General features: G+C 66.7%; 12 protein-coding genes and 1 tRNA gene. 5 read left to right on the top strand and 8 right to left on the bottom strand.

What is annotated here, in order from left to right:
• Position 1: 1 nt before the first annotated feature.
• On the bottom strand, positions 2 to 1,876 hold the full coding sequence (locus tag E5679_RS01030; RefSeq protein WP_138413241.1) for an acetolactate synthase large subunit: 1,875 nt from the start codon (positions 1,874 to 1,876) through the stop codon (positions 2 to 4).
• A 320-nt stretch (positions 1,877 to 2,196) separates the two neighbouring features.
• Complete coding sequence (gene ilvD, locus E5679_RS01025) at positions 2,197 to 3,924, bottom strand: dihydroxy-acid dehydratase (protein ID WP_138413240.1); 1,728 nt, start codon at positions 3,922 to 3,924, stop codon at positions 2,197 to 2,199.
• A gap of 90 nt (positions 3,925 to 4,014) precedes the next feature.
• Between ilvD and E5679_RS01020 the strand changes: the two genes are divergently transcribed.
• The 4 genes from E5679_RS01020 (at position 4,015) to E5679_RS01010 (ending at position 6,144) form a co-directional block, all read left to right on the top strand.
• Complete coding sequence (locus tag E5679_RS01020; RefSeq protein WP_138413239.1) at positions 4,015 to 4,500, top strand: hypothetical protein; 486 nt, start codon at positions 4,015 to 4,017, stop codon at positions 4,498 to 4,500.
• A 97-nt stretch (positions 4,501 to 4,597) separates the two neighbouring features.
• A complete protein-coding gene (locus tag E5679_RS21395) occupies positions 4,598 to 4,729 on the top strand; it encodes a hypothetical protein (protein ID WP_275092532.1) in 132 nt (43 codons plus the stop codon).
• Positions 4,730 to 4,851: 122 nt separating this feature from the next.
• Positions 4,852 to 5,574, top strand: coding sequence for a hypothetical protein (locus tag E5679_RS01015; protein WP_138413238.1), 723 nt, complete (start codon positions 4,852 to 4,854; stop codon positions 5,572 to 5,574).
• A gap of 102 nt (positions 5,575 to 5,676) precedes the next feature.
• A complete protein-coding gene (locus E5679_RS01010; protein ID WP_138413237.1) occupies positions 5,677 to 6,144 on the top strand; it encodes a hypothetical protein in 468 nt (155 codons plus the stop codon).
• Between the two features lie 171 nt (positions 6,145 to 6,315).
• Here E5679_RS01010 and E5679_RS01005 read toward each other — a convergent pair whose 3' ends face one another.
• Positions 6,316 to 9,654 (bottom strand): response regulator, encoded by a 3,339-nt coding sequence (locus E5679_RS01005; protein ID WP_138413236.1) that lies wholly within the window; start codon positions 9,652 to 9,654, stop codon positions 6,316 to 6,318.
• A gap of 7 nt (positions 9,655 to 9,661) precedes the next feature.
• On the bottom strand, positions 9,662 to 10,750 hold the full coding sequence (locus tag E5679_RS01000; RefSeq protein ID WP_138413235.1) for a SpoIIE family protein phosphatase: 1,089 nt from the start codon (positions 10,748 to 10,750) through the stop codon (positions 9,662 to 9,664).
• A 173-nt stretch (positions 10,751 to 10,923) separates the two neighbouring features.
• Here E5679_RS01000 and gvpJ point away from each other — a divergent pair, with 173 nt between their 5' ends.
• Positions 10,924 to 11,373, top strand: a complete 450-nt coding sequence (gvpJ, locus tag E5679_RS21670) for a gas vesicle protein GvpJ (protein ID WP_171042195.1) — start codon at positions 10,924 to 10,926, stop codon at positions 11,371 to 11,373.
• Positions 11,374 to 11,425: 52 nt separating this feature from the next.
• On the opposite strand, the gene E5679_RS00990 is transcribed toward gvpJ, so the two are convergent.
• The 4 genes from E5679_RS00990 to E5679_RS00975 form a co-directional block, all read right to left on the bottom strand.
• Positions 11,426 to 11,983 (bottom strand): NADPH-dependent FMN reductase, encoded by a 558-nt coding sequence (locus tag E5679_RS00990; RefSeq protein ID WP_138413498.1) that lies wholly within the window; start codon positions 11,981 to 11,983, stop codon positions 11,426 to 11,428.
• 31 nt (positions 11,984 to 12,014) lie between these two features.
• Positions 12,015 to 12,086 (bottom strand) — tRNA-Gln (locus E5679_RS00985).
• A 76-nt stretch (positions 12,087 to 12,162) separates the two neighbouring features.
• A complete protein-coding gene (locus E5679_RS00980; protein ID WP_138413233.1) occupies positions 12,163 to 12,591 on the bottom strand; it encodes an Hsp20/alpha crystallin family protein in 429 nt (142 codons plus the stop codon).
• Positions 12,592 to 12,669: 78 nt separating this feature from the next.
• A complete protein-coding gene (locus tag E5679_RS00975; protein ID WP_138413232.1) occupies positions 12,670 to 13,092 on the bottom strand; it encodes an Hsp20/alpha crystallin family protein in 423 nt (140 codons plus the stop codon).
• Positions 13,093 to 13,327: the final 235 nt, after the last annotated feature.

The raw sequence follows: 13,327 nt of genomic DNA, 5'->3' as shown, positions 1-13,327 counted from the left end.
CTCAGTCCTCCTCTTCCCACACAGGCGTGGAATTGCGGGCCACCTGGATCAGATCGTTGCTCACGCCCGAGGGAACCATGGGCCAGACCATGGAATTCGGGCTCACCACGAAGTCGATGACGACCGGACGGTCGTTGATCTCGAGCGCCTGCTTGATGACGTCGTCGATCTGGTCCTCCCGCTCCACACGGAACGACGCGCAGCCGTAGGCCTCGCCGAGCTTGACGAAATCCGGGACCCGCAGCGTCTCAGCGCCCGTGTGCAGGTCTGTGTTCGAGTAGCGGCCCTCGTAGAAGAGCGTCTGCCACTGGCGGACCATGCCGAGGGACGAGTTGTTGATGACCGCGACCTTGATCGGGATGTTGTTCAGCGTGCAGGTGGCGAGCTCCTGATTGGTCATCTGGAAACAGCCGTCACCGTCGATCGCCCACACCACGCGCTGCGGATTGCCCACCTTCGCGCCCATCGCGGCGGGCACCGAGTAGCCCATCGTGCCGAGCCCGGCCGAGTTGAGCCAGGCGCGCGGCCGCTCGTACTTGACGAACTGGGCAGCCCACATCTGGTGCTGGCCGACGCCCGCAACGTAGACGCCCTCCGGGCCGGTGAGTTCGCCGATCCGCTGGATGATCTTCTGCGGCGCGAGGAGCCCGTCCTCGGGCTCGGTCCACCCGAGCGGGTAGTCGTCACGGAGCTTGTTGAGGAAGGCCCACCACGGGGCGAGGTCGACGCCGCCGTCCTTCTCCTGGAGCGCGCGCACGGCTTCGGTGAGCTCGGGGATGATCTCCTTGACCGACCCCACGATCGGGACGTCAGCCGCACGGTTCTTCGAGATCTCCGCGGGGTCGATGTCGGCGTGGATGACTTTGGCGTTCGGCGCGAACGAGCTCAGAACACCCGTCACGCGGTCGTCGAACCGCGCGCCCAGCGTGATGAGCAGATCGGCCTGCTGCAGGGCGGTGACCGCCGAGACGGAGCCGTGCATGCCGGGCATTCCCACGTGCTGGGAGTGCGAGTCAGGGAAGGACCCGCGTGCCGTGAGGGTGGTGACCACGGGAGCGCCGGTGGTCTCGGCCAGCTCAAGAAGCTCCTTGGAGGCGTCCGCCTTGACCACACCGCCGCCCACATACAGGACCGGCTTCGACGAGGCCGCGATGAGGCGGGCGGCCTCGCGGACCTGCTTGCTGTGGCCGCGGGTCACGGGGCGGTAGCCCGGGAGGTCGATCTTGGGCGGCCAGCTGAATGTCATCGGGGACTGCTGCGCGTCCTTCGTCACGTCCACGAGGACGGGACCGGGACGGCCCGTCGAGGCGAGGTGGAAGGCTTCCGCGAGGGTGCGCGGGATGTCCTCCGCCCGGGTGACAAGGAACGAGTGCTTGGTGATCGGCATGGTGATGCCGACGATGTCCGCTTCCTGGAAGGCGTCGGAGCCGATGACGCTGCTCGCGACCTGGCCGGTGATTGCGACGAGGGGGACGGAGTCCATATGCGCATCGGCGATCGCGGTCACCAGGTTGGTGGCGCCCGGACCGGACGTGGCAATGCAGACGCCGACACGTCCCGTGACCATCGCATACCCTTGGGCAGCATGGCCGGCGCCCTGCTCGTGGCGCACCAGAACGTGGTTGATCTTCGAAGCCATCAGAGGGTCGTAGGTCGGCAGGATCGCGCCGCCCGGAAGACCAAAGACATCGTCCACGCCAAGTTCCTCGAGCGAGCGGACGATTGCTTCAGATCCAGTCATCCCTGTGGGCTCAACGACGCGGTTGGGCCCCAGGACGGCAGAGGCAGAGTCGACAGAGTCGACAGAATCCGCGGCCTTGGCCGCAGACGGCTTCGAAGCCATCAGCGATGGGCTGATCGGCGTTCCTTTGCTCATCAGTCTCTTCCTTAGGATCTTCGTGGCGAAGGAGCTGTGCCCAGCTCAAATAAAAACAACCCCTCAGCCTTCCGGCTCTCCGAGGGGTTGCGCGTGACAGATCGTTGCCAGTCGGGCTTCAGTGAGCCACGCGCTTGGCAAGGACGACGACATTGAGCACCATGTCGCTCCGGGCGGTCTGCATGTCCACAGTCTTCACAATCGCTTGTGAGAGTGTCAATCTGCGGCTTGCTTGTCTCACATTGCGGACGTGTATCCATCAAGTGAGACGGAGTGGCCGGGCCCTCGGAGCCGGCCACCCCTTGCTGATGATCCGAGTCCTAGCTGAGGACGGCGCCTTCGCTCGCGGAGTGCACGAGCTTCGCGTACTTGGCGAGGACACCCTTGGTGAACTTCGCAGGGATCGGCTGCCAGCCCTCGCGCCGCGCCTCCAGCTCGGAGTCGTCGACGAGCAGCTCGATGGTGCGGTTAGGAATATCGACCCGAATCCTGTCGCCGTCGCGCACAAAGGCGATCGGGCCGCCGTCGACCGCCTCTGGGGCAACGTGGCCGATGCACAGTCCCGTCGTCCCCCCGGAGAAGCGGCCGTCCGTCAGCAGCAGGACATCCTTGCCGAGGCCGGCTCCCTTGATGGCACCCGTGATGGCGAGCATCTCGCGCATGCCGGGGCCCCCCTTGGGGCCTTCATAGCGGATGACGACGACGTCTCCGGGCTTGATCTCGCCGTTGTCGAGCGCGTCGAGCGCGCCCTGCTCGCGCTCGAAGACGCGGGCCGAGCCCTCGAAGACCTCGGCGTCAAAGCCCGCGGTCTTCACCACCGCGCCCTCGGGGGCAAGCGAACCGCTCAGGATCGACACGCCGCCCGTCTTGTGGATCGGGTTGTCCAGCGCCCGGACGATCTTCCCGTCAAGGTCCGGCGGGGCGATCTCCTCGAGGTTCTCGGCGACCGTCTTGCCGGTCACCGTGAGGCAGTCGCCGTGGAGCAGACCCGCGTCGAGCAGTGCGCGCATGACGACGGGCACGCCGCCGACGCGGTCGAGGTCGTACATGACATAGCGGCCGAACGGCTTGAGGTCGCCGAGGTGCGGGACCTTGTCCCCGATGCGGTTGAAGTCCTCCAGCTCGAGCTCGACCTCCGCCTCCCGGGCGATGGCCAGGAGGTGGAGAACCGCGTTCGTCGACCCGCCGAACGCCATGACCACGGCGATGGCGTTCTCGAACGCCTCGCGCGTCATGATGTCCCGCGACGTGATGCCCTGGCGCAGGAGGTTGACGACGGCCTCGCCCGAGCGGTGGGCGAACATGTCGCGGCGGCGGTCGGCCGACGGCGGCGCGGCTGAACCCGGGAGCGACATGCCGAGAGCCTCGGCGGCGCTCGCCATCGTGTTCGCGGTGTACATGCCACCGCAGGCGCCCTCGCCGGGGCAGATCGCGCGCTCGATACGGTCCAGATCGCCCGTGGACATCTTGCCTGCGGCGCACGCGCCGACGGCCTCGAACGCATCGATGAGCGTGACGTCCTTCTCCGTGCCGTCCTCGAGCTTGACCCAGCCAGGCATGATCGAGCCGGCGTAGAGGAAGACGCTCGAGACGTCGAGGCGGGCAGCGGCCATGAGCATGCCCGGCAGGGACTTGTCGCAGCCCGCCAGCAGGACCTGGCCGTCGATGCGCTCTGCCTGCATGACCGTCTCGACCGAGTCAGCGATGATCTCGCGGGAGACCAGGGAGAAGTGCATGCCCTGATGGCCCATGGAAATGCCGTCTGAGACCGAGATCGTGCCGAACTGCATGGGGAAGCCACCCGCCGCGTGCACGCCCTCCTTGGCGGCCTTCGCGAGGCGGTCGAGCGAGAGGTTGCAGGGCGTGATCTCGTTCCACGAGCTCGCGATGCCGACCTGGGGCTTGGCGAAGTCCTCGTCGCCGAAGCCGACGGCGCGGAGCATGCCTCGAGCGGGAGCGGCATGGATGCCGTCCGTCACGACGCGACTGCGTGGCTTGATGTCCACACCGTCACGGGGCGTAAAGGGGCTTTGGCTTTGGTCGGTCATGGCCAAAGTCTATGACTGCCCGGGACGTGTCCGCCCATGGGACAACACGCGCACCATCCGTAGACTGGACCGCGGCGAAAGGAGCAGCCTGTGACGAGCCAGCACCCGCCCGGTGACGCGGGCCGGGGCCCTGCAGCATCGGACGCAGCCCTCAAGGCAGCCTTGCACCGGGTCTTCGACACCCAGATTCCCAACTACGCCTCGTACAACCTCGTCTGCTCCTCCGAGTCGGGAGGGACGGTGGACGGCACCTGGTCGTCCCAGCGCATTCCGCATGGACTCGTGCTCGGGTACCGCCGTCAGCCGATCGAACTCGTCATCGCCCCCTTCGACAGGCGCTCCCTCGCCTCGGCGGGCCGGCCGTGGACGGTCGACCTCACCAATCTCGCCTACGCCGCGGAAAGCTCTCCCGGAGCCTTCGACATCGGCACGAGCACCGGCCGGATGTTCTCGTTCACGGTCCGTCGCAGGTGCCTTATCGACAGGCCCGAGGAGCGGCCCGATCCACGCACCGTCGAGCAAGAGGACGATGCCGAGGATTTCAGCGCCTTCATGAGGCATCTCGCAGCGCTTTGACGCCGTCCGACTCTGGACACGTCCAACAGCCCGCCGTTGAATGGACCCAGGGGCGCCCTGAGGCTGGGGCACCGCCGGGCGCTTCTCGGAGGTGGCCATGGATTGGTTCGCGATCGTGCTCTCGGCGATTGCACTCGCCGCCGTGGCAGGCTGGGCCATCTTCCACAGGGACAACTCCGTCTCCGGCCGCGGCAGGCACCGCGCCCGGGTCCGGCGTCCGCCGGCCTGATCTCCCCCAGCCCCCTCCGGTTGCCCCATGCTCCGCGCGGCAGGCGCGGGCCGTCGTCGTGCGTCGCGTAAGTTGGCAGGGAGACTCTCGTTCCCGCTGGGAACCACAGGAAGGACGTGGGGATGACCGCGAGAAGAATTCTGCCCGCCGCGACTGCCGCTCTTGCCGCCGTCCTTGTCGCCGGCTGCTCGGCTGCCGCGCCGCAGGCCGCCGGTTCGAGCGCGACTCAGGCTCCGTCGTCGTCGGCAAGTACGACGGCGAACGCCAGTCCGTCGGGCAGTGCGGCTCCCAGCGGGGTTTCCAATGCGCCGACCGCGAGCGCCGCTGTCAACGTTCCCGTCGTGGCGCCCACCTTGCGGACCCTGCACATTGACGGCCCGGGCTACGAGCAGAACCTCACCGGCGAGGAGAGCCAAGCCCGCGACGCCATCTACCGCTCGCTGCCCACGCTCCTGAACGAGGCCTCGCACCGCTATTCTTCGCCGATCGGGGCGCGGGACGAACTCGCTTCCCAGGGGCTCATCACGCAGCACATGGCTGCTTCCTTCCCGATGGAGTTCACGCGCGAGCAGAAGGAAGTCAACGCGACCGGATTCACGGTCCAGACCACGGGAATGCTGTGCTCATTGCGGACGGGCGCTGGCTCAGCGCTCCAGACGGGCCGGGTCTTCTGCTACTTCAGCCGCCACTACGTGGGTCCCGACGGCTCCCCCGTGACCGACAGCCGCTGGACCACGCCCGGGGAGCCGAATGCGATCAATCCCGACGAGCTCCAGAACGCCGTGGTGACGATGGTCAAGGAGGGCGGCGCCTGGAAGGTCGACGGCCTCCAGTTCGGCGCCTGATCCCCGTCGTCGCCTCAGCCTTTCGCCTTTCGGAGCAGTGACCCAACTGAGGGACGCGTCGTACTCTGGTCGCGCACGCACGCGAACAGGAGGGCCATCGAGATGACATCCGATGCGAGGGCGGCCATCCGCCACTCGATCACACGCATCGAGTCGAGCCTGGACCGGGTCGCGCCCCGGCTCAGGGGCGGCCTCGATGAAGTCCTGACGGGGCTCCGTCACCGGCTCGACGCTCTTCCCCCGGTGGGCGAGAGCATCGGCGAGGCGGCCTCGAAGGGCGCCCATAAAGCCGAAGCCGCCGCACAGGCCGCGACCGGCCGACTGGCCGAAGCCGCCGAGCACTTGGCCGACGCGGTTTCCCATGCCCCGGTGCCGGCAACAAGGAAAGCCATCAGGGCCGGGCAGAAGGCGATCGCCGACACCGCCCGCACGGCGTCGAAGGAGCTCCGGCGGGCCTCGGGCGGCACTCGCACCGGAAGTGGTGCAGTGGCGGGAGGAATCCTGCTCGTCGCCGCGGCCGCGGCGACCTTCCTGGCACGGCGCGCCTTCCAGAGGCACGGCCGGACCTAACCGGGCCCCCATGACCGCTGGCGGCGGAAATGACTATGGATCGTCCAGCGGTTGAGCGCTAACCTAGTGCTCAAGAAGGCCCAGAACCTCAGCTCTGACAGGCGGTGCCATCACCCCTCCAAGGGGAGAGCGGAATGAGAGGTTCGAGGGCCTTCGCTATTGCGGGGGGTGCTATTCCCGCGCGTGATGCTCAAGAGACTCGAGCACTCTCTCGAGGGCCGCCTCGACTTCCGCGACGGCCTCGGCATTGGGCGCAAGCTCGCCTCGACCAGCTTCCTCGAGCTGCCGGCAGAGCTCAGCCACCTGAACGGCCCCGATGTTCCCCGCCGAGCCCTTCAGCTTATGAGCCGCCTTTGCCAGCTCGGTGCCTCCTTCATGTGCTGCTCCACGGATGGACTCCAGGATCGGCAGTGCCTCGGCCGCAAACGCCCGCACGGTCGCCTCGAGCACGCCGAGTTCCCGGAGAAGGTCTAGCCGATCGAGGTCGAGGACCCCATCCTCCTCGGGCGGCATCTCTGGAGAGACTCGCTCCTCTGCGGAGACGGTGGAGGTAGGCGATCCGGCCCAGCGGTCCAAGGCCGCCTCCAGTTCCGCGATGTTCACCGGTTTGGACAGGTAGTCGTCCATTCCGGCGGCTGAACACCGTTCCCGGTCCTCGTCGAGGACGCCTGCAGTCATCGCGATGATCGGCAGGGTTCCAGCCGGTCCTGGACGGGAGCGAATGGCCCTCGTCGCCGCAAAACCGTCCATGACGGGCATGTGGCAGTCCATCAGCACGGCGATGTACTCCCCCTGCTGGGTTGCGCGCACCGCCTCGGCGCCGTCTCCCACGATGTCAACGTCATAACCGAGCTTCTCGGCCATGCTCTTCGCGACCAGCTGGTTGACCTGGTTGTCCTCGACGACCAAGAGTCTCCCCCGGCGAGCCGCGCGCCTTGCAGGGGCGGGTGCTGGGCTGGGGTCTGTAATCGACTCGGGCGCCCGGCCGATCAGCCGATTGATCCGCTCGTAGAGGTCCGAGCTGCGGACCGGCTTGCTCAGCCACTCGCGAATCCCTGCTCGTTGAAGCTCAGCCTGCTCAGGCTGGCCGGCCGAGGTGAGGAGCACGATCGGTGTCGCGGCCAGCGCAGGGTCCCTTCCGATCTCCTGGGCAAGTTCCAGCCCGCTCAGCCCCGGCATGCACAGGTCCAAGATGGCGAGAGCGATGGGCGCGCCCTCCTCTGCCCCCGCCCGCAACCGCGCAAGGCCCGTTACCCCGTCTTCGACCACTTCGGGATCCAGTCCCCACGCAGTCAGCTGCTGCTCGAGGACGAGGCGATTCGTGGCGTTGTCGTCGACGACGAGTACTCGAGTGCCAGAGGGAAGTTCCACCTGCGGCGCATCCCGCCGTGATTCCTCGAGCTCGGCGATCGAGACAGGGATGGAAACCCAGAAGACTGACCCTTCGCCGGGCTTGCTGCTCACGCCGATCTCTCCGCCCAGCGCCTCAGCGAGGCGGCGGCAGATGGCCAGTCCGAGGCCTGTGCCTCCGTAGCGGCGGGTCGTGGAAGCATCGGCCTGAGCGAAGGCATCGAAGATCAGGCGCTGCTGTTCGCGGGTGATGCCGATGCCCGTGTCCCTCACTTCGAAGCGCAAGCGAGGGCTGACCGAGGCACTGTCGTGGATTCCTGCGTGGACCGCAACCTCGCCCTCTCCCGTGAACTTCACGGCATTCGCAACAAGATTGAGGAGGATCTGGCGCAGAGCCCGGGAGTCTCCGAGGAGGAGCTCCGGGACGTCCGGTTCGCAATGCGCAATCAATTCGAGTCCCTTGCCATGGGCCTGCTCCGCGAACAGCCCGGCCACCTCGTCGATCAGGCGCCTGGGCTCAAACGGCGTCAGGTCGAGCTCAACCTTGCCGGCCTCGAGTTTTGAAAAGTCGAGGATGTCGTTGATGAGGGCCAGGAGGGCTTCCCCTGCCGTCCTGATCCCCTCGGCGTACTGGCGCTGCGCGGCGTCCAACGGTGTCTGCAGCAAGAGCGTGGTGAGTCCAATGACGCCGTTCATCGGGGTCCTGATTTCGTGGCTCATCGTGGCCATGAACTCCGATTTGAGGCGGCTGGACTCCAGCGCAGCCTCCCGGGCGGCCACCAGTTCCTTCTGGGTGCGGAGCCGCTCCGTGATGTCCTCGCCGATGGTGGCGACGCGGTGGATGCCGTGGTCACCTCGAACGGGAAAAGCCGTGGTGGCCACCGGCACAAGGCTCCCGTCACGGCGACGACGCTCGGTCTCATACCTGCGGGTCTGCCCCTCGTTGCGCACCGCGGCGAAATTCTCATCCTCTGCCGCCCGCCGCTCCTCGGGGATCAGGAAATGGTGGTCGCGGCCCACCGCCTCGGACGCCGTGTAGCCATACACCCGTTCTGCGCCGGGGTTCCAGCTCATCACCACCCCGTCCGGGGTCTTGCTCACGATGGCTTCCGTCGAGGAATTCACGATCGCCGCGAGGCCTTCGAGTTCCGCGGTGCGCTGGGCGACCTTCTCCTCGAGGTCCCTCGTGAGGGTGACGTTCTCGAACACGATGAGGACTTGGCGGGCCACCACGAGGAACAGCAGCACGAGGCCCGTCGCCAGGAGGAAGCCTTGATTCCCCTCGGTGAGGTTCCATGAGGAGATCACGACGGCGCCGAGGACCGGGGCGTAGGGAAGCAGTTCCAGAGCGAGCGCGTAAAGAGGCCGGTCCTTCCCTGGCCGGGGCTTTCGAGGAAGCGCCGCACTCAGCGCAACGAGAAGGAAGGCCGACATCCAACCCGCCGCCAGCCAAGTTCCGGTCACGCCGGTGATTCCATCGAACGTGAGCCGAACATAGGTGCTGTCGGTGAGCGCGAGGGTCATGAGCCCTGCCCCGAGAAACAGCCACGGAAGCCGGTGCCCCGGCGGCTGGCGCATCATCAGCACGAGGACGAAGGACGCAATGGCGACATCCACGACGGGATAGCCGAGCCCCGTGAGCCGAGTCAGCAGGTCGTGGCTCTCCGAGCCGAAAATCGGGCCGAGGACCACTGACCAGCTGACGAAGAGCACGGCTGCTGCGATCACGGCTGCGTCGAGCACCGCGCGGGCAAGCCCGACGGCCGAGGCACGCAGGCGGGGGAAGGCGAGCAGGCCGATGACAGCTGGAATCGAATATGCCAAGAAGCCCGCGTCGGCGAGCGATGGGAAGGGGTAGTTGTGGTCCGTGGTCAGTCCGAAGAAGGTCCAAACCACCTGGCCCAACGTCCAGACTCCCATCGCGACGCTGATCCAGCGCCACGCGCGCGCGGCGGCGTCCTGTCGCGCCGCTGCCCGCGCACAAGTCACCGCGGCGGTCAACGAGGCCAGGAGTATTCCGAGATCGCCCAGGGTTTGGCTTCCCGCCGACCCGGGGTCTGTATCGACCGCCGCCGCAACGAGGGCGACGACGGCTATGCCCGCCGCGATCCCCCACGCCAAACGCCTCCCGTTGGCCCGCGGAACGTTCGCACTCTTCACGAAGGACTCACCTTCCCCGAGTGAGAACAACAGCCGTCACGTCGTCCTCCGCCATTTCGGCCAAGTCGAGGATTGCGTCCACTGACCCTTGAGCGCCTGACGCTCGATCGACGGCGTCCGCGACGGCGTCAAACGCCTCGTCGACTCCCGCAAACGAGTCCAGAAGCCCGTCGCTGATGAGGGCGAGCGAACTGCCAGGTTCCAGAGACACGCCGGAGGAGATCCACGACGCGCCGGGAATGAGCCCGAGTGGTGGCCCACTGCTGACAAGCCGCTTCCACGCGCCCCCGGGCTCAATCAGCAGACCCAGCCCGTGCCCGGCGTCGACGTAGTCCACGCGTCCTGTGCCGCCTTCCAGTTCCAAGTGGAGGAGCGTCACAAACGAGGCGATCCTCTCCAGATCAGCTTCGAGGGCGGCTGCGGCTTGCCCAATCATCGCTCCTGCGCCACGCCCGAGTGGTGCGGCTCTCAGCACGGCACGTGCCGTAGCTGCGACCAGCGCTGCCCCCATACCCTTCCCCATCGCATCGGCAAGGGTGACGGCCAGCAAGGCACCCTCGACCTTCCAGTCGAAGAAGTCGCCTCCGACTGCCCGGCTGGGGCGGCAGGCACCGGCGAGATCGTAGCCTTCAAGTTCAGGACTCCGCTCGGGCAGGAGCGTCCGCTGCACCCGAGCCGCCATCTCGAGTTCGCTGGCAGGGATGCTTTCGGCGTGGGGACGGCGCAGGAGGGCTTGGACCCTCGCGCTCAACTCCCGCGGGTTGACGGGTTTGGCGAGAAAGCCGTCCGCTCCCAGGCCGAGGCTCGCCAGCCGGGTTTCCTCATCGGCGCTTCCGGAGATCACCAAGATGTAGGCGTCCGTGAACACTCTGAGAGCACGGCAGACCTCGAGGCCGTCGATGTCCGGGAGCCCCAGGTCCAGGGTGATCAAATCGGGGCGACTCCAACGAGCAGCCTCGAGAGCGCTGTGGCCAGTAGCTGCATTCTCTGTGGCGAAGCCCTCCTTGGCGAGAACCGCCTCCAACAGAATCGCGACGTCCGCACTGTCCTCGACAATCAACGCACGCGGCGTCCCAACCCCGGCCCCAGCCACCATGCTTGACATTAAAGTGGAAATGCTCACACAAGAACAGTCATACGAATCGACGGCTGAAGTGCGGACGCGGTGGGATTCGCGAGAGTCAAGCCGTTCCCCCGCAAGATTCAGGGCGCCCGCCGCTGGGTAACAACAGGTGTTCGTCGCCCCAACCCACGCGAGGCATGGAAGCCATGAGCAGCACTTCCAGTGGGGGTTACCTCGACCGCCCCCATTCGAGTTCGCTGGCGGATGTCCTGAACGTGATCTTGGACAAGGGCCTCGTCATCGACGCCTACGTTGGCGTATCCCTGCTCGGAGTCCAGCTGCTGACCATTGACGCCAGGATTGTCGTCGCGAGCGTGGACACGTACCTCCGGTTCGCGGAGGCGACGAATCGCCTAGACCTGGCCAAGCATGGCGGCAAGCCCTTGACGGAGGTCTTCCAGAAGGGGTTCGAGAAAACGGTCGAGGACGTCGCCTACAAGGTCACGAGGGACAAGGCCGAAGATGCGATAGAGACTGTGGAGCAGAAAGTCGAGGACGTCGTGACGACGGTCGCCGGGAAGGTCGAGAGCGCCGTCACCAACGTCGTGGACGCTGCCGAGAAGATCGTCGGCGGCAACGGCGAGAACGTGGACTGATGACAAACGCGGACTGATCACAGGAGCCCCTAGCCAGTGATTACGGCCGGTTTCAGGGCCGGAGGGTCTTAAGGGCTCCTGCCCAGGCGACTACCTGCTCCAGCATGGTCTCCAGCTGCTCTTCAGCTGCGGGGCTGGGGGTGAAGGTGGTGTAGTCCTGGAATTCGGTCGCGAAGGGCAGGGCGACCTGTGCGCGCACGTCGGCCATCTGCAGCTCTCCGGCGATCAGCCGCAGGTTCTCTACGGCTCGGACCCCGCCCGCACTGCCGTAGCCGACGAAGCCAGCGGCCTTGTTGTTCCACTCCGCGTACAGGTAATCCAGGGCGTTCTTCAGAGCGCCGGGGACGGAGTGGTTGTACTCGCCGGTAACGAAGACGAACCCGTCGAATGGCTCCACCGCCCTCGCCCACGCCTTGGTGTGCTCGTGCTCGTAGCGGCCCAGCGAGGGCGGGAGCGGCTCGTCCAGGAGCGGGAGTTCGAAGTCTGCCAGGTCGAGGATCTCGAACTCGGCTCCCTGGAGCCCGTCGGCGCGTTTGAGAACCCAGTCTGCGACTTGCCGTCCCCGCCTTCCGGGGCGGGTGCTTCCGACCACGATCGCGATCCTGACCATCTTCTGCAATCCTCCTGTCCTTCGTGAAGCGCTCCCGGCCGTGGATTCGAACCACGATTCCTGCATCCAGAGTGCAGTGTCCTGCCGGTTGGACGAACCGGGATCAGGCGCCCTCGACGCCTGGCTCGCCCGTTAGGGCGGGCTGCCGGGTTTCGGCTGCCCGCCCATCCGAGCCCCGCTCACCCCGCTCGCTTGACCTCGATCTTCTTCTTCGCGGCGGCCTGCTTCTGCTCCGGGACCGGGACGCGGACCTCGAGGACTCCGTCTCGGTAGGTGGCCTGGATGTCCTGGTCGGTGACGCCTTCGGGCAGGGGCAGCGTCCGGGAGAAGGACCCGTAGCGGAACTCCGAGCGGTAGCCGCCCTTCTCCTTCTCCTCCTTGCGCTCCTGCCGATGGGCGTTGATCAGCAGGGAATGGTCCTGGACGCTGATGTCCACATCCTTCTCCGGGTCCACTCCGGGCAGCTCCGCCCGCACGATGAGGTCGTTGCCGTCGACGAGCTCCTCGACCCTGATCGCCCCGGGCGTGCCCCGGTCGCCCTCGAAGAGCCGCTCGAGCAGGTCGAACGGACTGCGGCGCGAATCGAACCACTTGATCAATTCGGACATGATTCATCCTCTCTGTCTCGGCTCAGGGCGCAGGCCCGGGGGCGGGGCAATGGGGGCCGCCCCCGGGCTGCGCCGCGGTCAGGCGTTGATCTCCTTCTTGGACTCGCCGGCTTGGATGGCGATCTTCCGGGGCTTGGCCTCCTCGGCCACGGGCACGTGCAGGGTCAGGACCCCGTCCTCGTAGTTCGCCTGGATCTTCTCGGTGTCCAGGGCGTCGCCCAGGATCAGTTCCCGGGTGAAGGACCCCTGCGCCCGCTCGTCCGCGACCACCTCGGCCTGCTCCGGCCGGTGGGTGCGGCGCTCGGCCCGAACGGTCAGGACGTTGCGCTCGACTCCGACATCGATCGTCTCCGGGTCAACCCCGGGCAGATCGAACTCCACGACGAATTCGCCGTCCTGCCGCCACGCCTCCAACGGCATCGCGGACGGGAGGGCGGCATTCCCCAGCACCTGCCGGGTCAGCCGGTCGAGCTCCCGGAAGGGATCTGTTCGCATCAGCATCACTGGAACCTCCTTTTCAAGAGACCCTCTGCAATACCTACGTGCTGTCCGCTCACTAAATCTACTCTTGCGGACACAGATATTTTGACTCGATCCGAGTCCGAGTGCAAGAGGGGAACGCTGCGCACGGAACCAGTGACCCATGCCGCCGAAGGGGGCACCGCGCCAAAGGGAGTGAACCGATGGGCTGCGGGACCGAGCAGACACAAAGAAACCCCTTCCCAATCCGCGTTTC

The organism is Sinomonas gamaensis (assembly GCF_005876955.1).
Classification (GTDB): domain Bacteria; phylum Actinomycetota; class Actinomycetes; order Actinomycetales; family Micrococcaceae; genus Sinomonas; species Sinomonas gamaensis.
This window is presented reverse-complemented; position numbering and strand designations above follow the sequence as displayed.

What these genes read in the sequence shown, in the direction of transcription:
- E5679_RS01030 (WP_138413241.1), bottom strand. Translation starts at nt 1,876, where the DNA reads ATGAGCAAAGGAACGCCGATCAGCCCATCGCTGATGGCTTCGAAGCCG.
- ilvD (WP_138413240.1), bottom strand. Translation starts at nt 3,924, where the DNA reads ATGACCGACCAAAGCCAAAGCCCCTTTACGCCCCGTGACGGTGTGGAC.
- E5679_RS21395 (WP_275092532.1), top strand. Translation starts at nt 4,598, where the DNA reads ATGGATTGGTTCGCGATCGTGCTCTCGGCGATTGCACTCGCCGCCGTG.
- E5679_RS01015 (WP_138413238.1), top strand. Translation starts at nt 4,852, where the DNA reads ATGACCGCGAGAAGAATTCTGCCCGCCGCGACTGCCGCTCTTGCCGCC.
- E5679_RS01010 (WP_138413237.1), top strand. Translation starts at nt 5,677, where the DNA reads ATGACATCCGATGCGAGGGCGGCCATCCGCCACTCGATCACACGCATC.
- E5679_RS01000 (WP_138413235.1), bottom strand. Translation starts at nt 10,750, where the DNA reads ATGGTGGCTGGGGCCGGGGTTGGGACGCCGCGTGCGTTGATTGTCGAG.
- gvpJ (WP_171042195.1), top strand. Translation starts at nt 10,924, where the DNA reads ATGAGCAGCACTTCCAGTGGGGGTTACCTCGACCGCCCCCATTCGAGT.
- E5679_RS00990 (WP_138413498.1), bottom strand. Translation starts at nt 11,983, where the DNA reads ATGGTCAGGATCGCGATCGTGGTCGGAAGCACCCGCCCCGGAAGGCGG.
- E5679_RS00980 (WP_138413233.1), bottom strand. Translation starts at nt 12,591, where the DNA reads ATGTCCGAATTGATCAAGTGGTTCGATTCGCGCCGCAGTCCGTTCGAC.
- E5679_RS00975 (WP_138413232.1), bottom strand. Translation starts at nt 13,092, where the DNA reads ATGCTGATGCGAACAGATCCCTTCCGGGAGCTCGACCGGCTGACCCGG.